The sequence below is a fragment of the Benzoatithermus flavus genome (assembly GCF_037908215.1).
GTDB classification, from domain to species: Bacteria; Pseudomonadota; Alphaproteobacteria; order Geminicoccales; family Geminicoccaceae; genus Benzoatithermus; species Benzoatithermus flavus.
On record NZ_JBBLZC010000017.1, the window covers coordinates 1 to 21,983 of the forward strand.

At 70.2% G+C, this 21,983-nt stretch carries 20 protein-coding genes; 11 read left to right on the forward strand and 9 right to left on the reverse strand.

Annotated elements, in window-relative coordinates:
* Positions 1–282 precede the first annotated feature (282 nt).
* Positions 283–915: a sulfotransferase family protein gene (locus U1T56_RS16090; RefSeq protein WP_418160509.1), complete on the forward strand. Its 633-nt coding sequence runs from the start codon at positions 283–285 to the stop codon at positions 913–915.
* A 573-nt stretch (positions 916–1,488) separates the two neighbouring features.
* Here the strand turns inward: U1T56_RS16090 and U1T56_RS16095 are convergent.
* Positions 1,489–2,220: a pyridoxamine 5'-phosphate oxidase family protein gene (locus U1T56_RS16095; RefSeq protein WP_418160510.1), complete on the reverse strand. Its 732-nt coding sequence runs from the start codon at positions 2,218–2,220 to the stop codon at positions 1,489–1,491.
* A 97-nt stretch (positions 2,221–2,317) separates the two neighbouring features.
* Between U1T56_RS16095 and pdxR the strand changes: the two genes are divergently transcribed.
* A complete protein-coding gene (gene pdxR / locus U1T56_RS16100; protein ID WP_418160511.1) occupies positions 2,318–3,787 on the forward strand; it encodes a MocR-like pyridoxine biosynthesis transcription factor PdxR in 1,470 nt (489 codons plus the stop codon).
* A 29-nt stretch (positions 3,788–3,816) separates the two neighbouring features.
* Here the strand turns inward: pdxR and U1T56_RS16105 are convergent, their stop codons facing one another.
* The 8 genes from U1T56_RS16105 to U1T56_RS16140 form a co-directional block, all read right to left on the reverse strand.
* Complete coding sequence (locus U1T56_RS16105) at positions 3,817–4,773, reverse strand: ABC transporter permease (protein ID WP_418160512.1); 957 nt, start codon at positions 4,771–4,773, stop codon at positions 3,817–3,819.
* On the reverse strand, positions 4,770–5,807 hold the full coding sequence (locus U1T56_RS16110) for an ABC transporter permease (protein ID WP_418160513.1): 1,038 nt from the start codon (positions 5,805–5,807) through the stop codon (positions 4,770–4,772). Before U1T56_RS16110 ends, U1T56_RS16105 begins: the two co-directional genes overlap by 4 nt.
* Positions 5,807–7,357 carry a sugar ABC transporter ATP-binding protein gene (locus tag U1T56_RS16115; RefSeq protein ID WP_418160514.1) on the reverse strand — a complete coding sequence of 517 codons (1,551 nt, stop codon included), beginning with the start codon at positions 7,355–7,357 and terminating at the stop codon, positions 5,807–5,809. The genes U1T56_RS16110 and U1T56_RS16115 overlap by 1 nt, the downstream gene beginning before the upstream one ends.
* Positions 7,354–8,499, reverse strand: coding sequence for a sugar ABC transporter substrate-binding protein (locus U1T56_RS16120; protein WP_418160515.1), 1,146 nt, complete (start codon positions 8,497–8,499; stop codon positions 7,354–7,356). The genes U1T56_RS16115 and U1T56_RS16120 overlap by 4 nt, the downstream gene beginning before the upstream one ends.
* Before the next feature lie 149 nt (positions 8,500–8,648).
* Positions 8,649–9,725, reverse strand: coding sequence for an LptF/LptG family permease (locus tag U1T56_RS16125; RefSeq protein WP_418160516.1), 1,077 nt, complete (start codon positions 9,723–9,725; stop codon positions 8,649–8,651).
* Positions 9,722–10,942 carry an LptF/LptG family permease gene (locus tag U1T56_RS16130; RefSeq protein WP_418160517.1) on the reverse strand — a complete coding sequence of 407 codons (1,221 nt, stop codon included), beginning with the start codon at positions 10,940–10,942 and terminating at the stop codon, positions 9,722–9,724. Before U1T56_RS16130 ends, U1T56_RS16125 begins: the two co-directional genes overlap by 4 nt.
* 93 nt (positions 10,943–11,035) lie before the next feature.
* Positions 11,036–11,986, reverse strand: a complete 951-nt coding sequence (locus U1T56_RS16135) for a metallophosphoesterase family protein (RefSeq protein WP_418160518.1) — start codon at positions 11,984–11,986, stop codon at positions 11,036–11,038.
* Between the two features lie 52 nt (positions 11,987–12,038).
* Positions 12,039–13,172 carry an AI-2E family transporter gene (locus tag U1T56_RS16140; RefSeq protein WP_418160519.1) on the reverse strand — a complete coding sequence of 378 codons (1,134 nt, stop codon included), beginning with the start codon at positions 13,170–13,172 and terminating at the stop codon, positions 12,039–12,041.
* Positions 13,173–13,446: 274 nt separating this feature from the next.
* Between U1T56_RS16140 and typA the strand changes: the two genes are divergently transcribed.
* The 9 genes from typA (at position 13,447) to U1T56_RS16185 (ending at position 21,962) form a co-directional block, all read left to right on the forward strand.
* The gene (typA, locus tag U1T56_RS16145) at positions 13,447–15,270 is read left to right on the forward strand and encodes a translational GTPase TypA (RefSeq protein ID WP_418160520.1); all 1,824 of its coding nucleotides are present in this window, start codon (positions 13,447–13,449) and stop codon (positions 15,268–15,270) included.
* 166 nt (positions 15,271–15,436) lie between these two features.
* Entirely contained in the window at positions 15,437–16,174 is a 738-nt protein-coding gene (locus tag U1T56_RS16150) for a PaaI family thioesterase (protein ID WP_418160521.1), read from the forward strand.
* 178 nt (positions 16,175–16,352) lie between these two features.
* Positions 16,353–16,829, forward strand: a complete 477-nt coding sequence (gene rplM / locus U1T56_RS16155; protein WP_418160522.1) for a 50S ribosomal protein L13 — start codon at positions 16,353–16,355, stop codon at positions 16,827–16,829.
* Positions 16,822–17,307: a 30S ribosomal protein S9 gene (gene rpsI / locus U1T56_RS16160; protein ID WP_418160523.1), complete on the forward strand. Its 486-nt coding sequence runs from the start codon at positions 16,822–16,824 to the stop codon at positions 17,305–17,307. Before rplM ends, rpsI begins: the two co-directional genes overlap by 8 nt.
* A 132-nt stretch (positions 17,308–17,439) precedes the next feature.
* Positions 17,440–18,360, forward strand: coding sequence for a PfkB family carbohydrate kinase (locus tag U1T56_RS16165; RefSeq protein WP_418160524.1), 921 nt, complete (start codon positions 17,440–17,442; stop codon positions 18,358–18,360).
* A gap of 153 nt (positions 18,361–18,513) precedes the next feature.
* Positions 18,514–18,705, forward strand: coding sequence for a hypothetical protein (locus U1T56_RS16170; RefSeq protein ID WP_418160525.1), 192 nt, complete (start codon positions 18,514–18,516; stop codon positions 18,703–18,705).
* Positions 18,706–18,817: 112 nt separating this feature from the next.
* Positions 18,818–19,273, forward strand: a complete 456-nt coding sequence (locus tag U1T56_RS16175) for an acyl-CoA thioesterase (protein ID WP_418160526.1) — start codon at positions 18,818–18,820, stop codon at positions 19,271–19,273.
* Positions 19,270–20,250 carry an NAD(P)H-dependent glycerol-3-phosphate dehydrogenase gene (locus U1T56_RS16180; RefSeq protein ID WP_418160527.1) on the forward strand — a complete coding sequence of 327 codons (981 nt, stop codon included), beginning with the start codon at positions 19,270–19,272 and terminating at the stop codon, positions 20,248–20,250. The genes U1T56_RS16175 and U1T56_RS16180 overlap by 4 nt, the downstream gene beginning before the upstream one ends.
* A gap of 209 nt (positions 20,251–20,459) precedes the next feature.
* A complete protein-coding gene (locus U1T56_RS16185; RefSeq protein WP_418160528.1) occupies positions 20,460–21,962 on the forward strand; it encodes a sulfatase family protein in 1,503 nt (500 codons plus the stop codon).
* Positions 21,963–21,983: the final 21 nt, after the last annotated feature.

Genomic DNA, 21,983 nt, shown 5'->3' on the forward strand with positions numbered 1-21,983 from the left:
CGCGCCGGGCGACATGGGCGTGGTAGGTCGACGGGGCGATCGGCAGCACCCTGCAGACCGGCGCGACCCCGTACGTCTCGCGGCTGCAGCCGCTCTTCTCGGTCATCGAGCGGATCGCCGCCGCCTGCGACCCATGCTCGACCTACGAGCAGCGGCGCCCGAAGCCGCGCGCCGAATCGACCATCGGGAATGCCGGATTGACCAGAGGCCGGTACGGGAGCAGGCTCCAGAATGGCTGCCGCCCCATCCGGGGCATCCGGCAGCCGTGTCGGGGAGGAAACCATGCCGCTCGAGATCATCGGCCCGGGCTTCGGCCGCACCGGGACGAATTCCCTCAAGATCGCGCTCGAGCATCTGGGCTTCGGGCCTTGCCATCACATGTTCGAGATCCGCGACCATCCCGAGCTGCTCCCTGCTTGGGAAGCGGCGGCACGAGGCGGGCCGGTCGATTGGGACGAAGTCTTTCGCGATTACCGGTCGCAGGTCGACTGGCCGGGGGCACGATACTGGCGCGAACTCGTGCGCTGCTTTCCCGAGGCCAAGGTGATCTTGACGGTGCGCGATCCGGACGAGTGGTTCGACAGCGTGCAGGCCACGATCGCCCCCTTCGTCGCGGCGCGCGGAACCCATCCCTCGCCGCACATGAACGCGATCGCCGAGATGGGGTACCAGACCGTGACGGTCCAGGTCTTCCACGATCGGATGTCGGAACGCGACGTCGCCACGCGGATCTTCAGGGAACACGTCGCCGAGGTGCAGGCCGAGATCCCTGCCTGCCGTCTGCTCACGTTCGATCTGCGCGAAGGCTGGCAGCCGTTGTGCGACTTCCTCGAGGTCGAGGAGCCCGATATCCCGTTCCCCAAGACCAACGCCTCGAGGGCGTTCGTCGAGGAGGCATGGAAGAACCGAAGATAAGCCGCCTCGCCGCAGGAGCGGGTCCGAGACTCACACCGGGATGACTGCCCTACCGGCTCCGGCGCGATTCGTGTCCACGAGCTGCCTAGCCGAGGAGCCGGCGGATGATGGCGGGCCCGTCGAGCAGCCTGCTCGTCTGGGCAGCAGCCACGCTCTCGCCCGTCCGATGCTGCAGCCATGCGAGGCAGGCTCGCAGCCTCGCGGCAGACGAAGGCCGCCGACGGACCGAGGCTTTCGTCGCGACACCAGCGATGCATCGCAGCCCGACAGGGATGATGGAGCTGCCGATCATGCCTTCCCCTCGTCGGCTCCATGCCAGTCATGCTTCCTGATTAGCCGTCCCGTGCTCCCCCGAGCAAGGGCCTTCTCATCTGCTGTCGCTATCGGGTGATGCCGTGGTCACCTCAGGCATAGCGGGAAATGCTACCCTGACAGTATCCGATCAGAAGCAGAAAGGTTGCAGGCCGGTCTCGATCCAGATCGAAATCGAAGGCGGCATGGTAGCAAGAGCCGGGTCGATGCACCCTATGCCGGCGTGGCATCGCTCTCCTGGCAGTCGGCAAGAGCGCATCATCAGGGCTCGGCGTCCGGCATCATGGCCCGGTTCTTGGCGAGAGCCGCATCAAGCCGGCGGCCGGGAGCATAGGCCGCGAGGTCGGGACCCGGAGCCATGCCCTCGGGCAGCCGCGGACAAGGAGAAGGCTCGCCGACGACGGTCGCGAGCGGGATCACGCCGGCCCAGACCGCAGCGACGTAGTCCGCTTCGTCGTCCACGGGCGGACCGATGCGCCTCTTGGCCGAGGCCTGCTCGATCCGCATGCCGAGGATCGCCGTCGCCTTGACCTCCTGGGTCGTGGGCGGCCGCAAGGCGGCGGTGCGGCCGGGGAAGAAGCGCTCCACGAAGGCGGTCATGGCGCGGAGCTTCTCGGCCGGATCCTCGATCCGTCGCGCTCGGCCGAAGGCCATGACCGAGCGGTAGTTGACGGCATGGTGGAAGGCCGAGCGGGCGAGCACGAGGCCGTCCAGGTGCGCCACCGTGAGGCAGACCGGGATGCCTTCGCTCTGCGCCCGCAGCATGCGGCTCGCCGAGGAGCCGTGCCAGTAGAGCCGGTCGCCCTCGCGCCAGAAGGCCGTGGGCGTGGCGTAGGGCTGGCCGTCGATGACGTAGGCGAGATGGCACAGCATGGCGGCATCGAGGATCGCGTAGATCGCGGCCGTGTCGTACCGGCCGCGCTCGTGCAGGCGCCGGACCCGGTTGCGATGGGTGATCGGGAAGCCCGGGGCAGCGGCGGTGCGGTCGGACATGGTGCTCTCGTGGCAGGGTGCGGTGACGGAGCGAGCTTGCGGTGAAAGAGGCTCTTGTGCCAAGCGCCACACGTGTCGGATCGATAGGGCCACTTTCATGCCGCGTGCCGCCTTTCCCGTCTGGAACAGCTTCGCCCTCGACCGTGCCGGCACGTCGCCGGTCCAAGAGCAGCTCGTCCGCTTCTTCCGTGACGCCGTTGTGCGAGGAGCGCTCGCTCCCGGCACGCGCGTGCCGGGGACGCGGGTGCTGGCGCAGGAGCTGGGGCTCGCGCGCAACACGGTAGCCCTCGCCTACGAGCGGCTGATCGCGGAGGGCTTCCTCGAGGCGCGGCACGGGTCGGGGACGTTCGTGCCCTCGCGGCTACCGCGGCCGCCGGCGCGGCCGGCGGCGCGCGCCGCAGGACGCAGGGGCTCGGCGCGAGCGTTGGGGCTGCTCGCGATCGGGGCACCACCGTCCACGCCCTCGACCTGGCCGCTGACGCCGGGCCTGCCGGCGCTCGATGCCTTTCCCCGAGCGCTCTGGGCGCGGCTTTCGGCCCGCGCCTGGCGGAACGCGCCCGAGCTCGGCTATGCCGATCCGGCCGGCCTTCGCGCGCTGCGCGAGGCGCTCTCCGCCTATCTCGGAGCGGCGCGCGGGGTGGTCTGCCGTCCCGAGCAGGTGATCGTGACCTCGGGCACCCAGGAAGCGGTGCTGATCGCGGCCATGGCCACGGCCGATCCGGGCGAGCGGGTCTGGGTCGAGGAGCCGGGCTACCCGTCCTCGCGTCGGGCACTGACCCTGGCGGGACTGACGGCCGTGGGCGTGCCGGTGGACGAGGAGGGGCTGGACGTGGCGGCCGGCCGGGTGCTGGCGCCGGGGGCGCGCCTGGCGCTGGTGGCGCCCTCGCACCAGTACCCTACCGGCGTGGTGATGAGCCTCGGCCGGCGGCTCGAGCTCCTGGCATGGGCGGGGGCGGCGGACGGATTCGTGGTCGAGGACGACTACGACAGCGAGTTCCGCTACGACGGAGCACCGGTGCCGCCCCTGAAGGCGCTGGACGGCGAGGATGGCGGACGGGTGCTCTACGTGGGCACGCTCAGCAAGCTCCTGGCCCCTGGCGTGCGGCTCGGGTTCCTCGTGGTGCCGGACCGGCTGATCGATGCGGCGCTGGCGGTGCGGGCGGCGGTGAGCCGGCACGTCGCCCCGCCGCTGCAGGCGACGGCAGCCGCTTTCATCGGCGACGGGCATCTGGGAGCGCACATCCGACGGGTCCGACCGCTCTATGCCGAGCGGCGGGCAGCGCTCCTGACGGCAGCGGCGGAAGCGGGAATCGCGCCGGTGACGGGATCGGCGACCGGGCTGCACGTCCTGGTCCGCCTGCCCGGCGGGACGGACGACGCGGCCGTGGCAGCGGCAGCGCGCGCACGCCGGCTCGGGGTGACGGCGCTCTCGGCGCACGCGCTCGCAGGAGCAGAGGTGGGAAGCGGGCTGCTCCTGGGCTTCGGGAACACGCCGGCCCGCGCCACGAAACAGGCGTTGCGAATGCTGGCCGCATGCCTGGAGGAGGCCGAGAGCGGCGCTTCATGAGCAAGCACGCCCGGCGCTTCCGGAGAGTCTCACGCCTGCAGCTTCTGGGTCCGCCCATAGGCCAGCAGCATGACGATGATGACGAGGCCATAGATCACCTGCCGGCCGGCCTCCGCCATCTGCATCACCGAGAGCACCGAGGAAAGGAGCGTGATCAGGACGGTGCCGACCACCGTGCCGGCATAGCGGCCGCGCCCGCCCAGGATATGGGTGCCGCCGATGACCACGGCGGCGATCGAGGGCAGGAGGTAGGGGTCGCCCATGCCCTGGTAGGCCTTGGTCGAGTAGCCGGCGAGCAGCACGCCGGCCAGCGCCGCGCAGCCGCCGCAGAGCACGAAGGCCCCGACCAGGACGGCGCGGGTCGGGACCCCCGAGAGATAGGAGGCGGCCTCGCGGTTGCCGATGGCATAGACGTAGCGGCCGAACACGGTGCGCTGCAGCAGCAGCACCATCAGCGCCGAGAGCAGCATCCAGACCAAAAGCGCCATCGGCAGGCCGAGGAGGCGGCCGGTGGCGAGCCAGGCCATCAGCTCGGTGGCGTGCGTCTGCGGCGCGAAGCCGCCGGTGTGCATCACCATGAGCCCGCGCAGCACGGCGTTCATGCCGAGCGTGAAGATCATCGACGGCACGCGCAAGTAAGCGACGCCGAGCCCGTTGAGGAGGCCCACGAAGAGGCCTACGCCCACGCCGACCGGCAGGGCGAGCGGGCCTCCGACCGCGGTCGCCATCATGGCGCCGGCCGCGAGCGTCCAAGGCACGGAGAGATCGATGTGGCCGAGCAGGATCACCAGCATCATGCCGGCGGCGACGATGCCGAGAAAGGCGGCGACCTGAAGTTGCTGGAGGAGGTAGGTGGGTGTCAGGAAGGCGAGGCTGCCCTGGGTCAGCAGCGTGTAGCCGGAGCCGAGCGCCAGGATCACGAGCACGAACAGGCTCGCGATCAGGATCGGCCGGTCGTCGGCCGCGAGCTTCGGGGTTCTCGTCATGTCATGAGCTGCAGGCGGTTCTTGACGCGGAACACGCGGCCGGCCCCCAGGGACACCGCGGCCAGCAGCACGATGCCCTCGAACAAGGGCTGGACCAGCGGCGGCACGTCGAAGATGCGGAAGTTGAACGAGATGGCGCGGATCACGAGGGCACCCACGAGCGAGCCTGCCGCCCCGCCGCTGCCGCCCAAGAGCGAGGTGCCGCCGATCACGACGGCGGCGATCGAGTTCAGCGTGTAGGCGCCCGCCTGCGGCACGTCGGCGTTGCCGCTCGAGGTCTGGATGGCGAGGTAAAGCCCGCCGATCCCGGCGAGGAAGCCCGCGAGCGTGAAGGCGGCGAGCCGCGCCCGATCGATGGCGAGCCCGGACATGAAGGCCGCGGGCTCGCTCGAGCCGACCGCATAGACGGTCCGGCCGGTGACGGTCTCGCGAAACGGCAGCCACACCAGAAGGACGACCAGGATCATGAGGAGCAGCGGCACCGGCAGCCAGGCGATCGCCTGGAACCAGGCTGTCTCGCCGTCGAGCCAGCCATAGGTGTCGGCGAGCTCGGAGAGGTCGTTGGTGAGTGCCCAGGCCAGATCCTGATCGACCGCCCCGCCCGGCGTGGGACGCAGCCAGAGTGCCACGCCGAGATAGACCGCACCCGTCGCCAGGGTCGCGACGATCGGCTGCAGCCGGCCGTAGACCACGACGCAGCCGTTGAGGAAGCCCGCGAGCGCCCCGGCGGCGAGACATACGAGGACACCGCCCAGCATGGCGGCTGGCGAGCCCGCGAGCAGATAGCTCGCGAGGCAGTTCACCATCGTCATCACCGCACCCACGGAGAGATCGAGGCCGCCGGCCAGCACCGGCACGGTCTGCGCCATGGCCGCCATGACGAGGGCGAAGCTCTCGTTCGTGTTCTGGATCAGGACCGCGGTGGTGAAGCCCTTGGGGTGGAACAGATTGTAGACACCGTAGAACAGGAGGAAGAGGAGGACGGCGAGCGTGAGCCCCAGATGCCGCCCGAGAGCGTTGCCGAGAGCGCGCATCAGGCGGCGACCTCGCCGAGGTTCAAGGCACTCGCCACGATGTTCTGCTCCGTGATCGCCGCCCCTTCGAGCACGCGGACGATCCGGCCGTCGTAGAGGATCAGCACGCGGTCGCAGCAGCCGATCAGCTCGTCATAGTCGGTGCTGTAGAACAGGATCGCCGCACCCTGATCGGCGAGTTCGCGCATGAGGGCATAGATCTCCTGCTTGGTGCCGACGTCGATGCCGCGGGTGGGGTCGGAAAGGAGGATGAGGCGAGGGCCGGTCATCAGCCATTTGCCGAGCACCACCTTCTGCTGGTTGCCGCCCGAAAGTGTGGCGACCGGATCGGCCGGATCGCCGAGCTTGATCCGGAGCCGCCGGATCATGGCGGCGACGGCCTCGTTCTCGCGATCCCGGTCGACCACGCCCGCCCGCGACAGGCGAGGCAGGGCGGCGAGGCTCAGATTGTCCCGCACCGTCATCGGCAGCAGCAGGCCCTCGGTCTTGCGGTCCTCGGGCACCAGCGCCATGCCGCAGGCCGGCGACTTGGCCTGGGCCGGGCCGGTGAGCGCGAGCTCGCGCCCCTCCAGGCGGATCGTGCCGGAGAGACCGCGGAGCACGCCGAACAGCGCCAGCATCAGCTCGCGCTGCCCCTGGCCGTCGAGCCCGCCCAGGCCCACGATCTCGCCCCGGCCGACGCGGAAGGTGAGATCGTTGAGCCGTCCTTCCCATCCCAGCCCCTCGACCTCGAGGCAGGGCGGCACCGGCTGCGGCCGTTCCGGCTTCGGCGGATACACCTGCGTGATGTCGCGCCCGATCATGAGGCGCACGATCTCCCGACCGCTGCGGCTGCCCTGCGGGAAGGTCGCGACGTGCCGGCCATTCCTGAACACCGAGCAGGTGTCGGCGAGAGCAGCGATCTCGTGCATCCGGTGCGAGATGTAGAGGAGCGCCAGGCCCTCGCGGCGCAGCTCGCGCAGGAGACGGAACACCCGCTCGACGTCGGCCGCGGTCAGGGCCGAGGTCGCCTCGTCCAGGATCAGAAGGCGTGGCTTCAGGGCCAGGGCCTTCGCGATCTCGACCATCTGCCGGCGCGAGAGCGGCAGGTCCTTGATGCGCATGCCGGGATCGATGTCCTCGCAGCCCAGCCGGGCCAGGACCGCGCGCGCCCGCTGCCGCTGCGCTCGCCGGTCGATCAGGCCGAAGCGGCGCGGCGGATCGGCGAGGGCGATGTTGTCGGCCACGCTCAGGTCCGGGACGAGCGAGAGCTCCTGGAAGATGGCGACGATGCCGGCACGGCTGGCCGCAGCGGGGCCGGCGAAGCGCACGCGCTCGCCCTCGAGGCGGATCTCGCCCTCGTCGGGCTGGACCACGCCGGCCATGATCTTGATGAGCGTCGACTTGCCCGCACCGTTCTCGCCCAGGATGGCGTGGATCGAGCCCGGCCGGCAGGTGAAGTCGACCCCTTCGAGCGCCCGCACGCCCCCGTACCGCTTGGCGATGCCGCGGAGCTCGAGCAGCGGGGCCGGGGCGGGCGGCACCGGCCCGCCCGCCTCCGTCCGCGTCACTTCACGTTCTCGGAGGTCTTGCCCATGATCTCCACCGCCGTGATGTTGACGTCACAGGGCGGAAACTCGTTGGGCGTGAAGAAGTTGTCGGAGAGATTCGACCAGTAGTTCTTGCCGTCCTCGAGCGTGGTGTAGTCGGCGTAAGGGATCGGCACCGAGACGAGCTGGGGCATCTTGTTGCCCTCGAGCGCGGCGATCGCCGCCTTCATCGAGATCGCAGCCAGTCCCGGCGACTGGCCGTAGGAGAAGCCCTTCAGGCCCTTGTCCTTGTACTGCGCGATCAGCTTCCGGAAGCCGTTCTCGGCCTCGCCCGCCATCGGCACCATGGGATGGCCGGCATCGAGGAAGGCGCGCACCGTGCCGGTCGAGCCGCCCTGGGTGAACACGGCGTCGAAATGGTTGTGGACGGCGAGCGCGTCGGCCGTGGCCTTCTGCGCGGTGCCGTCGTCCCAGTTGCCGACGATCTCGACGATCTCGAAGCCGGGAGCCTCCTTGCCCATGACCTCGCGAAAGCCGAGATGGCGGTCGCGGTCGACCGAGTTGCCGGGAAGGCCTCTCACCTCCAGGATCTTGCCGCTCTTCTTGTCGCCCAGCTCCTTCAGGAGAAAGCGCGCCGACATGCGGCCCATCTCGAGCTGGTCCTCGTTGACCTGCATGACGGCATCCGTGTCGAGCACGTTGTCGAACGGCACGATGACGACGTCGTTGCGGTCGGCGAGGCGGATGACGCGGTCGAAGCCCTCGGGGCTCACCGCGATCGTGACGATGGCATCGAAGCCCTGGTTGATGAAGTCCTCGATGGCGCCGAGCTGGGCCGCGGCATCGGTGCCGGTCGAGATGACCTTGAACTCCTTGATCTTGTCCTTGATCCCGGGCTGCTCGGCGAAGGCCTTGGCGGTCTGGATCATCTGGATCCGCCAGGTGTTGCCGACGAAGCCGTTGACCAGCGCTATCCGGTAGGGGCCGGGCTTCGCCTCCCACTGGAAGAACTTGGTCTGCTCGCTCCAGGGCTTGAAGCAGGCGGGCAGGTAGCCCGGCCCCTGCACGACCTTGGGCTTCGCCGCCGCCGGCAGCGCGGCCAGGACGGTGCTCAGGCCGAGCACGCAGGCGCCGGCGAGCAGCGCCGTTCTGCGGGTGAACATCGCGGGACCTCCCTGATCCTCTTCGGGCGGGCTGCTTCGTCGTCGCTTTCTCCCGCCACGCGGGTCCATCATACACGAGGCCCGGAGCCTGAAAACGGGGAACGGCGGCCGGAACGAGCGCCGGGGGGCGCTCAACGCGCGCGGCGCCGTCAGCCCGTGAGGTCGCCGCGAGTCCCCAGAAGGAAGACGATGGCGCCGAGCAGCAGCGGCGGCCCCCAGGCCGCGAGCGCCGGCGCCAGCACGCCGACTTCGCCCAGCGCGCTCGCGACGCCGCTCATGATGATCAGCGTGAAGCCGATGCCGACCGCCGTCATGAACACGGGAGCAATCGAGGCGGTCCGGCTGAAGCGGCGCACGAGCGCGAAGCCCAGCATCATGAGGAGCATCGGCACGAACGCGCTCGCGATCCGCTCGTGCAGCCAGGTGCGGTAGGGCTCGGGCGCCCTGAGGCCGTAACCGCCGCGCCGTGCGATGTCCCAGAGCTGGGAGAGCGCCAGCTCGCGCGGCGGGCGCGCGAGGAGCTTGATGCGCGCGAGGTCGATGACACCCGGCCAGTCGAAGGACGGCAGCCGCTCGATCGTATGGGCGCCGACCACGGAACGGGTCACGTCCAGAAGGCGCCAGCCGTGCTCGATCGGCGTGGCGCTGGCGGCCTGCAGGCGCTCGGTCAGGATGCCCTGCGGGTCCCGGCGATAGATCGTGATGTCCTCGACCTTGCCGACCACGGCGGCGGGAGCCGAGAGCTGGACGATGTCGTCACCGCTCCGGACCCAGTAGAATTCCCCTTCCTGGCCCTCGCCCGGGCGCCGGCGATATTCGCCGATGCCCCAGATCCGGAGCTCCATCGTCGCCCGCGGCAGGGCGAAGTCGTCGATCGCGAACTTGGCGCCGACCAGGACGAGGCCCACCGGCAGGAGCATGCGCAGGATCGCGAGCGGCCTGATCCCGCTGCTCCAGATCACGACGAGCTCGCGATGGCGCAGGAGATCGGCCACGGTCAGAAGGCCGGCGATGAGGGCCGCGATCGGCATCAGCTCCGAGAGCATGATCGGCAGGCGCAGGCCGAAGTAGCGCAGGCCGGCCGAGAGGCCGCCGCCCTCCATCTTGACGAGCTCCGCACCCACGTCGATCAGGTCGATCACGGCTGCGAAGCCGACGATGCCGAAGAGCACGACCGCGAACCGCACCAGGAACAAGCGGTTGAGGTAGCGGGTGAGGACCTTCATCCGCGTGCCGCCGCAGCCGGGCCGCGGCGCTGCGGCAGAAGCGAGCGCAGCCGGCCGAGCTGATAATCGAGCCAGAAGGCGAAGCGCGGGTCGGGCACCCTGGTCGCGGTGCGGACGAACGCCACGAGCGAGCCCAGAGCGAAGATCGAGAACGGCACCCACAAGGCGAGCCAGCACGGCAGCCTGTTGTTGTCGGCCAGCGATTCGCCGAGCTGGATCACTTGGTTGAAGGCGATGAGCACGGCGAGCCCGACCACGAGGCCGTAGGAGCGCTGCGCCCGCACCCGGCCGAGCGCCAGCGGAATGGCCATGAAGGGCAGCACCGGCAGGGCCAGGATGCGCACGAGGCGCCCGTTCAGCTCGGCCCGGATCTCCCAGGGCTTCACACCCGGCGGCGGATCGTTCCGCGCCGTCCAGAGCTCGAGCAGCGTCATCTCGCGCTCGTCCTCGCCGCGCGGCCGGAAGGCCTCGTCGGGGTTGCCGAACGTAGTGTCGAAGCTGCGGAACCGCGCCACGATCTCGCGCGGCCTGCCTTCGTCCGCCCCGCTCGCCTTCTCTTTGCTTCCGGCCGGGACCAGAAGCTGCAGGCCATTCCGCAGCACCAGCACGATCGGGCTCACGGGCCCGCTGCGCTCGACGCGACCTTCCACCGCCGTCACGGTCAGGGCGTCGTCGCCGGGTTTGCCGCGATGGATGAACACCTTCCTCATCGCGGTCTTATCCTCGGAGAGGTCTTCCACCATGTAGGTGGTGTCGCGGACGGTGGTGAACAGCCCGCTCTGCAGAAGCGTGGTGAAGGAGGCGTTGGTGAGCGCGAAGGTCGCCGCACGATAGGCGTAGCGGCCATAGGGCTGGAGCTGGCTTACCAGGAACGCGGTCACCGCCGCGAGCAGGAAGGAGGCGATCAGGATCGGCCGCACGAGCCGGGCGAGGCCGGCGCCGGAGGCGTGCATCGCGGCGAGCTCGCCCTCGCGGCTGAGCCGGCTGAAGGTCAGGAGGATGCCGATGAAGAACGCTACCGGCAGCGCCAGCCCCATATAGTGTGGGACGAGATAGCCCAGCATCTCGAACACGACGAACAGGCTGCCGCGCCAGCCGACCACGAGGTCGACGACGCGCAAGGTCCGCTCGGCGAGAAGGGCGATCAGCGCCACCAGGATCGTCGTGATCATGGGGCGCGCGATCTGACCCAGGAGATAACGGCTGTAGATCGACATTTTCCGTCCCGAAGCCGACGCTGCGACCGAGCGGCATCGGCGGTGCCTCGCGTGTGCCGGCCCGAGCCTATTAGCCGGTCGGCGGGAAGGCGGCTAGCTCGCCGCGGTGGCGAGTCGGATACCAGCCTCGCCACTTCCCTGTCGCAGACACCGCTTGAACACGCGAGCGAAGCTGCCGGTCGTCGGATCGAAGCGGCGCAGCTCGAGATCGATCGCCCAACCGTGATCGGTAGGTGCCAGATCGTAGACGATGTAGCCGCCTTCGTGGTGCCGGTCGCCGCCGTGGAGCGAGGCGGAAGGAGCGCCGACGACCGGGACCGCGCCGCCGTCCGGCGCCGGAAGCGCGCCGAGCTGGAAGACGTGCTGGTGGCCGCACAGCACGAGCTCGGCGCGCCGGCGCTTCAGGACGGCCCCGAACGCGTCGGCGTCGACCAGGCGCCGCCGGTAGTCGGTCATGGTGGCGACCGGCGGATGGTGCAGGAGCACGACCCGGCAGGCGTCGTCGTCGAGCGTGTCGAGCAGACGGTCGAGGGCACCGAGCTGCCGCCGGCCGAGACGGCCGGTCGCGAAGGTGGGCGGTGTGGCGACGGCGGTCGAGAGGCCGATCAGGACGATGTCGCCGCGCCGGCGCACGAACGGGAACGCCTGGCGCTCGTCGCCGCTGCATTCGGTGCCGTCGCCGCACATGTAGTCCGACCAGTGCGCCCAGGCCTCGCGCCACTTCATCTCGACATAGGCGTCGTGGTTGCCCGGAATGACGGTGATCCAGTCGGGTCCGCCGAGCTGGCGCAGCCAGGCCGCCGCCTGCACGAACTCGGCCGGCAGCGAGATGTTGACGAGGTCGCCCGTGATCGCGACGTGGTCGGGCGCCTGCTCCCTGAGATCGGCCACGAGCGCGTCCAGCACCTCGCGCCGATGCACCCGGTAGCGCCGTCGCTGCCAGGACAGATAGCCGAGGACGCGCTGGTTCAGGAGCGCGCGCGGGCTGACGCGTGGCAATGGCGCCAGATGCAGGTCCGAAAGGTGCGCGAGGCGGAAGGTCATCCGGGCGTCCGAGGCGGGCAGCAGGGGTTCTTACGCAAGCGCGGCGGAAGCGTCAATTTCGCCGGCCGACCGCTTCGGCCTCGACCGGCGTCGGGACCGGTCCCCCGGCTTCTCCCGCTTCGGGCCGATCGCTCGTGCTCCATTCCGCGACCAGCGCGAAGGCGACACCGAGAAGCGTGGGCCCCAGAAAGATGCCGATGAAGCCGAAGGCGAGCGCCCCGCCGATGACGCCCAGGAACACGAGCAGCAGCGGCATCCGGCTCTCCCGGCTGATGAGATAGGGCCGGAGCAGGTTGTCGACCCCGCTGATCACGAAGAAGCCGTAAATGCCGAGGAAGACGGCCCAGCCCAGTTGGCCGGTCCAGAGCAGCCAGAACGCCGCCGGGATCCAGACCAGGGGCGGGCCCATCGGGATCAGGCCCAGGATGAAGGTGACGAAGCCCAGGAACAGCCCGCCCGGTATGCCGGCGAGGTAGAAGCCTATGCCGGCGAGGATGCCCTGCGCGATCGCGGTACCGACCACGCCGTAGATGACACCCCGGATCGTGTCGCCGGTGACGAGAAGAAGATGATGCGCGCGCTCGCCCAGGATGCGCTGGCCGAGGTAGCGCACCCGGTCCACGACCTCGATACCGTCGCGATAGAGAAAGAAGGCCGCGAGCACGCTCAGGCTGATCTCGAGCACGGCGGCACCGATCCCCAGCCCGGCCTGGATCGCGAGATCGCGTGCAGGCGCTATGTAGGGCTTGATGAAGGCGGCGAAGGCCACCGTGTCGCTCGCGAACTGCCGCCAGGCAGCATCCAGCTCGGGCCCGAACAGCGGCAGGTCGACCACCCAGGGCGGCGGCGGCGGCGGACCGTACTCGATGAGCTGCCGCACGCTCTCGGCCCCGGCCGTCACCGTGTCGGCCATGGTGGTGGCGACGAGGGCCAGGGGCAGGACGAAGCCCAGCACCAGCGCCAGCGTCATGAGAAGCGCCGCGAGCGAGCGCCGATGCTGCAGCCGGGCCTCCAGCCCGGCATAGGCCGGCCAGGTCGCATAAGCGAGGATCATGGCCCAGAGCAGGGCCGAGAAGAACGGCTTGAGCACCAGCACGCAGCCGATGGCGAGCAGCGCCAGCCCCGCCAGCGCTGCGATCGTCTCGATGCGCCAGCCGACCACGAGCGTCCGCGCGTCGTTCCTCATCGAGGTGGCCTCGAAAGCGGCCGCGGCCGGAGGCGGCGGGTCATTCCATTCTCCTCGCTGCACGAGCTGCCGCAACCCGAACGGTCGCGGCGGCTCGCCATAGGTCGCCCTTCGCCATTCCTTCGGCAAGGACCAGGGGTGAGACCGCGTCACGACGGCACCAGCATCTCTGCCGCCTTGGCGTCGGCCCTCGCCGTGCTTATATCCGGGCTCACCGTGGCGGAAAGGCCGCGGATCCTCTTCTCGTGCCATCCTCTCCCTCGAAGCGGAACCCATGGATCTGCGCAACATCGCGATCATCGCGCACGTCGACCACGGCAAGACCACTCTCGTCGACCGTCTCCTGCAGCAATCCGGCACGTTCCGCGAGAACCAGCAGGTTCAGGAGCGGGCGATGGACAGCAACGATCTCGAGCGCGAGCGCGGGATCACCATCCTCGCGAAATGCACCTCGGTGGTCTGGAAGGGGGTGCGGATCAACATCGTCGACACGCCGGGCCACGCCGATTTCGGCGGCGAAGTGGAGCGCATCCTCTCGATGGTGGATAGCTGCCTTCTGCTCGTGGACGCGGCCGAGGGCCCGATGCCGCAGACCAAGTTCGTCCTCGGCAAGGCGCTGAAGCAGGGTTTGAGGCCCATCGTCGTCATCAACAAGGTCGACAAGCCCGAGCAGCGTGCCGAGGAGGTGCTGAACGAGGTGTTCGATCTCTTCGCGGCGCTCGATGCCGACGAGCACCAGCTCGACTTCCCGCACGTCTATGCCAGCGCCAAGCACGGCTGGGCCGTGCGCGAGCTCGGTGACCCGCAAGAGGATCTGGCCCCTCTCTTCGATCTCATCGTGAGCCACGTGCCCGCCCCGGCCCGGGACACGGAAGGGCCGTTCCGCATGCTCGCCACCACGCTCGAGGCCAATCCCTATCTCGGTCGGCTGCTCACCGGCCGCATCACCTCGGGCCGCCTCAGGCCGAATGCGACCCTGAAGGCGCTCACCCGCGACGGCGAGCCGATCGAGCAGGCGCGCGTCACCAAGATCCTCGCCTTCCGCGGCCTGGAGCGCCAGCCGATCGAGGAGGCCGAGGCCGGCGACATCGTCGCCATCGCGGGCTTCACCAAGGCCACCGTCGCCGACACGCTGTGCGACCTCGCCGTCGATGCTCCGCTCCCGGCCCAGCCGATCGACCCCTCCACGATCGTCATGACCTTCTCGGTCAACGACGGTCCCTATGCCGGCCAGGACGGTACCAAGGTCACCTCGCGCCAGATCTGGGACCGGCTCAAGCGCGAGGCCGAAGGCAACGTCGCGATCCAGGTCAAGGAGAGCGAGGAGCGCGACGCGTTCGAGGTCGCGGGCCGCGGCGAGCTCCAGCTCGCGGTGCTGATCGAGACCATGCGCCGCGAGGGCTACGAGCTCTGCGTCGGCCGGCCGCGCGTGGTCATGAAGACCGACCCCGTCACCGGCGAGCGGCTCGAGCCCGTCGAGGAGGTGGTGATCGACGTCGACGAGGATTTCGCCGGCGTGGTGGTCGAGAAGCTCACCGCACGCCGCGCCGAGCTCGAGGACATGCGCCCCGCCGGTGCGGGCAAGCAGCGTCTCGTGTTCCACGCCCCCTCGCGCGCGCTCATCGGCTATCACGGCGAATTCCTGACCGACACGCGCGGCACGGGTGTGCTCAACCGCGTGTTCCACGGCTACGAGCCCTTCAAGGGTGCCATCCAGCAGCGCTACACCGGCGTGCTGATCTCCTCCGAGCAGGGCGAGGCGGTGGCTTATGCCTTGTGGAACCTGGAGGATCGGGGGCCGATGTTCATCGGGCCGGGCGAGAAGGTCTATTCCGGCATGATCATCGGCGAGCACACCCGCGGCAACGACCTCGAGGTCAACCCGCTCCGGGCGAAGAAGCTCACGAACATCCGTGCCGCCGGCAAGGACGACAACGTGCTTTTGACCCCGCCCGTCCGCATGACGCTGGAGAAGGCGATCGCCTACATCGCCGACGACGAGCTGGTCGAGGTGACACCCAAGGCGATCCGGCTCCGGAAACGCCATCTCGATCCGCACGAGCGCAAGAAGGCCGCGCGACAGAAAGAGGTCGCCTGACGCCCGAGGACGCCCGCCCCGCGCAGGCGTCGCCGTCTCGACGACCGCTTGCGGCCATGGTCCATCCATCTGCTCGCGCTCGTTCCGATCGGCCGCTCCGACCAGCCCGTGGACCGCGAGCGCGCGCGGAGCGCGCCGTCGCAGCGCCGTTGCCTTCGGTCGCGCCATGCGCGAAGGCCGGAGGGCGCGACGTGGCGGTGAGCGCGGCGGCCTGTCGATCCCGAACGACCGACCGCAGCCCTTCGCGCTGCTCACGCCGATGGACGCGGCGCTCGCTCTCTACTACAAGGACAACGTCATCGGCGGCCCGGGCGCGTTCGTGATCCCGACGCGGCACTTCGTCGACCGCCGCGGCGATCCCGAGCAAGCCGATCCGCGAGATCGCCGGCCGCGGCCTGCCGCTGAGCTCGCTCGCCGTCCGTCGAGCCGGAGCGGCCGGGCCGGTCATGCGAGCGAGAAAGGACGGGGATCGGTGGACAGGCCGCAGCTCACGGCGGAGGAGTTCGAGGCGCTGGCGACGCAGGGAGTCCCCTATGTCGGCCAGCTCGGCTGCCGGGTCGAGCGGTTCGAGCCCGGCCGGGTCGACGTGCGGCTGCCCTGCAACGAGCTCATCTTGCGGCCGGGCGGCACGGTGTGCGGGCCCGCCATGATGGGCCTCGCCGACATCACGCTCTACGGCGTCGTCCTGTCGCTGATCGGCCGGGTCGAGCTCGCGGTCACGACCGACCTCGACGTCCACTTCCTCGCCAAGCCCCGTCCCGGCGACCTCATCGGCCACGGGCGCATCCTGCGGCTCGGCCGGGTGCTCGCCGTGGGCGAGGTGACGATCACGAGCGCTGCGAACGAGGGCGAGGCGGTGGCGCACGCAGTCGGCACCTACGCCATCCCCGCCCCGCGGCGCTGAGCGATGACACGGGCTCGGCAGGCCAGACAGGGCGTTGACAGAAACGGCCGGAACGCCTAGAGATGCCCGCCACGGGCGAAGGCGGCGCCTTCGCGCCGATATCTTGTTGCCGGCTGAAATCCGTGGCGGGTGGATCCTTCTGCCCCTGGATCGGCAGAACGAGCGGGCTGTTACCTGCATGAAGACGTACACCGCACGGCCCAGCGAGATCGAGCGGGGCTGGTACCTCATCGACGCCGAAGGCCTCGTCCTCGGCCGGCTGGCTGCCATCCTCGCCAACCGGTTGCGGGGCAAGCACAAGGCCATCTACACCCCGCACATGGACTGTGGTGACCACATCGTGGTCATCAACGCCGAGAAGGTGGTCCTGACCGGCAAGAAGCGGACCCAGAAGATCTACTACCACCACACCGGCTATCCCGGCGGGATCAAGGAGCGTCGTGCCGACAAGGTGCTCGACGGCCGGTTCCCGGAGCGGGTGATCGAGGCCGCGGTGAAGCGGATGGTGCCGAAGGGTCCCCTGGGGCGCGACGTGCTCAGGAAGCTCCACGTCTACAAGGGCGGCGAGCACCCTCATGCCGGCCAGCAGCCGCAGAAGCTCGACATCGCCGCCATGAACCGCAAGAACTCGACGCTGGAGGCCGCCCATGGCTGAGCTTCGTGAGGGCCTCTCGGGCCTCGCCCGCCTGAAGGCCGCGATCCCGGCCGAGCAGCCGGTCGAGCCCAAAGAGCCCAAGCTCGACGCGTTCGGCCGCGCCTACGCCACCGGCCGCCGCAAGGACGCGGTGGCGCGGGTCTGGGTGAAGGCCGGCACGGGCAAGTTCACCGTCAACGGCAAGGACATGGCGCAGTACTTCGCCCGTCCGACGCTGCAGATGATCATCGGCCAGCCCTTCGGTGTGACCAACCGGGTCGGCCAGTACGACGTGGTGTGCACCGTGACCGGCGGTGGTCTCTCGGGTCAGGCCGGCGCCGTGCGCCACGGCCTCAGCCGGGCGCTCATCAACTACGACCCGACGCTGCGTCCGCTGCTCAAGTCCGGTGGCTTTCTCACCCGCGACGACCGCGAGGTCGAGCGCAAGAAGTACGGCCGCGCCAAGGCCCGCCGCAGCTTCCAGTTCAGCAAGCGCTGAGCCGCTCTCACCGGTTGGTGCGGCGAGGGCCGGCCCCCACGCGGGGCCGGCCCTTGCCTTTTCCCGCCGGGCTGGACGCCGGCCGCGCGCCGCCCGATAACCGCAGGGCGCGGAACGTGCTGCGGAGGCTCCATGATCATCGTGCCCGGCTCGGTCAATGCCGATCTCCTGTTCAAGGTGGCGCGGCTACCGCGGCCGGGCGAGACCGTGCTCTGCCCCGGCTACGTCATGGCGCCGGGCGGCAAGGGCGCCAACCAGGCCGCGGCCGCCGCCAAGGCCGGCGCCGACGTCCGCTTCGTGGGCCATGTCGGTGACGACGCTTACGGGTCGGTCCTGCGCGGCCTGCTCCAGGATGCCGGGGTAGGCTGCGAACTCCTCGCCGTCTCGCGACGGCCGACCGCGATCGCCGTGATCGGCGTCGACGAGGCCGGCGAGAACGCGATCATCGTCGGCAGCGGCGCCAATCTCGATACGGCTGCGCATCAGATCCCCGACGCCCTGCTCGGCCCCGGCACGACCGTCCTGTGCCAGAACGAGATCCGGCGCGAGGAGACCTTCGCGGCTCTCGTCCGCGCCAAGGCGAGAGGGGCGCGTACCGTCCTCAACATGGCGCCGGCCGGGCCCGTGCCCGCGGAGGTGCTGCGCGCGCTCGACGTCCTCGTCGTCAACGAACTCGAGGCCGAGATCGTGGCGGGCGCTCCGGGCGAGGGGCCCGAAGCCGCGGCCCGGCTGCTGGCCGGCAGGCACGGGCTCGCCTGCATCGTCACCCTGGGCGGTGCCGGCTGCCTCGCCGTCGCCCGCGCCGAGGCCTGGCGCGTGCCGGTGCTGCCGATCCGGCCGGTCGACACCACGGGGGCCGGGGACGCCTTCGTAGGTGCGCTCGCCGCCTGGCTCGACGGCGGTGCTCCGCTCCTCGATGCGCTCCGTGCCGCCAGCGTCGCCGCCGCCTGCACCTGCGAGGCCGTGGGTGCCCAGACCGCCCAGCCGCGCCGCGCCGTCATCGAGGCGCGCCTTCCCGACCTGCCACCGGCGACGGCGCTCGGCAGCGTCTGACCCGGTCTCGTCCTCGCTTCTGCCGAATGGCAGGGGGAACGACCCGCCTCATCACGATGCGCCCCGCACGCCGGAGCGGCAGCGCCGTTCAGCGATCGCTAACGTCCCGTCGCTTATGCTCGACCCGTTCGGGTGGAGGAGACCGGGACGGCAATGGTATACTGGGTGATCGGCAAGCTCGTGAACGCGGCCGATGTCGGCAGCGGCCGGCCGCGGATGCGGATGGTGGAGCGCCTCGGGCCGTTCGAGAGCCGCGAGGCCGCGGCGAGGGCGAGGGAGAGGGCGCGCGAGCGCTGGCGTGGTGAGCCCCGGCCGACGTTCGAGATCGTCTGCGACTTCGGTTGACACGCGCGCCCCTTGCCGCCGAGCGCCGGATCGCCGAAAAGGCGTCCGTCCGGCAAGGGGCCGCCTGTCGCTTTCCCGGCCTCCTCGCCGCCCGGCCTGGAGGAGCACGTCCTTGGCATCTGACACGGCAACGGCCCCGTTCCGCAGCCGACGGCTGGTGCGGCTCGCCGATTGCGATCCGGTCGGGGTGGTCTATTTCCCGCGCTACTTCGACCTGTTCCACGGCCTGATCGAGGACTGGTTCGGCCAGGGCCTCGGGCTCGACTACTGGCGTCTCCTGCGCGAGGACGGGCTCGCCTTCCCGGTGGCCCATGCCGAGGCCGACTATCGCGCGTCGAGCCGCATGGGCGAGACGCTCGACCTCGAGCTTCGCATCGAGCGGCTGGGCGAGCGCTCGCTCACGCTCCGGATCGACGTGTCGGGTGCCGTGGACGGCGCCGTTCGGGTCAAGGGCAGGCTCGTCACCGTCGCGACCGACCTCGCCTCGGGCCGCTCCGTGCCGATCCCGGAGGATCTGCGCGCCGTCTTTCGCCGCTATGTCGGCCGCTGCGGGCGCGAGGTCGCATGACACGGCTCGGGGTGGTCGGGGCCGGCGCCTGGGGCACGGCGCTCGCGATCGTGGCGGCGCGCGCCGGCAACACCGTCCGGCTCTGGGGCCGCGATCCCGACCGGATCGCCACCATGGCGGCGGCCCGCGAGAACAGGCACTACCTTCCGGGCGTGAGGTTGCCGGTCGAGATCGCCCCGACGGCGAGGCTGGACGAGCTCGCCGATGCCGAAGCGCTCCTCCTCGTCGTGCCGGCCCAGCAGCTCCGCGCCGTCTGCCGTCGTTTGCCGCCGGGCGGAGCACCGCTCGTGATCTGCGCCAAGGGCCTCGAGCAGGCGACCGGCCTCCGGCTCAGCCAGGTCGTGGCCGAGGAGCGGCCGGGTGCCCGCATCGCCTGCCTTTCGGGTCCCTCCTTCGCCGCCGAGGTGGGGCGGGGACTGCCGACCGCGGTCACGATCGCGGCCGAGGACAAGGCGCTCGCCGGGCACCTCGCCGAGCGGCTCGCGAGCCTCACCTTCCGCCCCTACCCGAGCGACGACCTTCTCGGCGTCGAGCTCGCGGGTGCGCTCAAGAACGTCATCGCCATCGCCGCCGGCGTCACGATGGGCAAGGGTCTGGGCGAGAATGCGCGCGCGGCGCTCGTCACGCGCGGCCTCGCCGAGATGGGCCGCCTCGCCCATGCCCTGGGCGCGAGGCGCGAGACGCTCATGGGGCTCTCCGGCCTCGGCGATCTCCTGCTCACGGCCACGAGTCTCACCTCCCGCAACACCAGCTTCGGCTTCGCGCTGGCGCAGGGCCGCCTCCCCGCCGAGCTCCTGGCCGCCGGCGAGAAGCTCAGCGAGGGTGCCTACACCGCCGAGGCCGCCTGCCGTCTCGCCGCCCGTGTCGGGGTGGAGCTGCCGATCGCCGCGGCCGTGCGCGCCGTGGTGGCGGGCGAGCTCGACGTCGATGCCGCGATCGAAGCGCTCCTCTCGCGTCCGCTGGCCCCCATGGAATGACCGCAGCTTGTCCAAAGATGCCGGAAAAGACGCTGTCGGGGTGAAGGATGTCGCCGGCGAGCCGGTGGAAGATATGCGTTCCCCAACCAGAGAGATGACTCGCATGGGTCGCCTCGTGTCCTGATCGGGGCGAAATATCGATTGCCCTGGACCAGGGTAGACGTCATGGATATTGCTTCGTCCTACGGGCGACTCCCGGGGATGTTGCGATGAATATTGATGGCGAGCCGACCGCTGCCTGTACCATAGGAAGTATTGTCGTTCGCTACCGGCCGATCCGCTGGCCCGTCCTGGCGTGGATCGTGCTGCTGTGCGTGCTGGCCGTGCAGCCGCTGCGAGCTGCGCCGGCTCCGTCGGCCGCCCACCCCAACATCGTCTTCATCCTCACCGACGACATGGAGGTGAGCCAGCTTCCGTTCATGCGCAACCTGAACGCGCTGGTCGCGGCCGAGGGCGTCGGCTTCGAGCGCGCCTACGTCAACGTCGCCTTGTGCTGCCCGTCGCGGGCGACGATCCTGACCGGGAAGTACGCGCAGAACACGGGCGTATGGACCGACACGGCGCCCGCAGGCGGTTTCGACCGGTTCCACGAGCTCGGGCACGAGCAGAAGACCATCGCGGTCTGGCTCGAGGCGGCCGGCTACCGGACGGCATTGTTCGGAAAATATCTCAACCACTATCCCGATCGAGCCGACGGTGGCCGCTACGTCCCGTCCGGCTGGACCGAATGGGCGGCCGATCTCTGGTATCGGGGCGATCTCGCCAGGCAGTTCAACTACGTCCTGAACAAGGACGGTGCCCTCGTCCGCCATGGCAGCCGTCCTACCGACTACGCCACCGACGTGCTCGGCAGGCTTGCCACCGACTTCATCACCACCTCGGCCGCCGCAAGGAAGCCGTTCTTCCTCTATCTCGCCCTCCCGGCGCCACATGCGCCCGCCGTCCCGGCGCCGCGCCACGCCGGCCTGTTCCCGAACGAGCGGGCGCCGCGCCCGCCCTCGTTCAACGAGGCGGACGTGAGCGACAAGCCACCCTTCCTGCGGCGCCCGCCCCTGACCGCGGCCGGGATCGCCGCGATCGACCGCCGCCGCCGCGACCAGTTGCGCTCGCTCCAGGCCGTGGACGAGGTGGTGCGATCGATCGTCGACACGCTGGCGCGCGTGGAGCAGCTCGCCCGGACCTACATCGTCTTCACGTCGGACAACGGCCTCCTGATGGGCCAGCATCGCCGGGCGTTCGTGAAGGATCTGCCCTACGAGGAAGCCCAGCGCGTGCCGCTGCTCGTGCGCGGACCGGGCGTGGTGCGCGGCGTGAAGCGCCGCCAGCTCGTGACGAACGCCGATCTGGCGCCGACCTTCCTCGCCTGGGCCGGTGTGCGGGCACCCCTCGACCTCGACGGCCGCTCCTTCGCGCCGCTTCTGCGCCGCCAGGCACCGCATCGCTGGCGAATCGCCGTGCCGCTGGCCCGGCACGACCGGCAGGCTCCGACCGACCTTCCGGGCTATCGCGGCCTGCGCACGCGCCGCTACACCTATGTCGAGTGGCAGACGGGAGCCAGGGAACTCTACGATACCGACAGGGACCCGTACCAGCTCGTGAACATCGCCAGGGATGCGAGCCCGGCACTCCTCGCCGGGCTGGCGACGGCGACCGCGCGGCTCGCCCGGTGCCGCGGCGCCGGATGCAGGGCCGCCGAGGACGCCCCCTGGTAGCAGCATCCGCCGGCCGGAGCC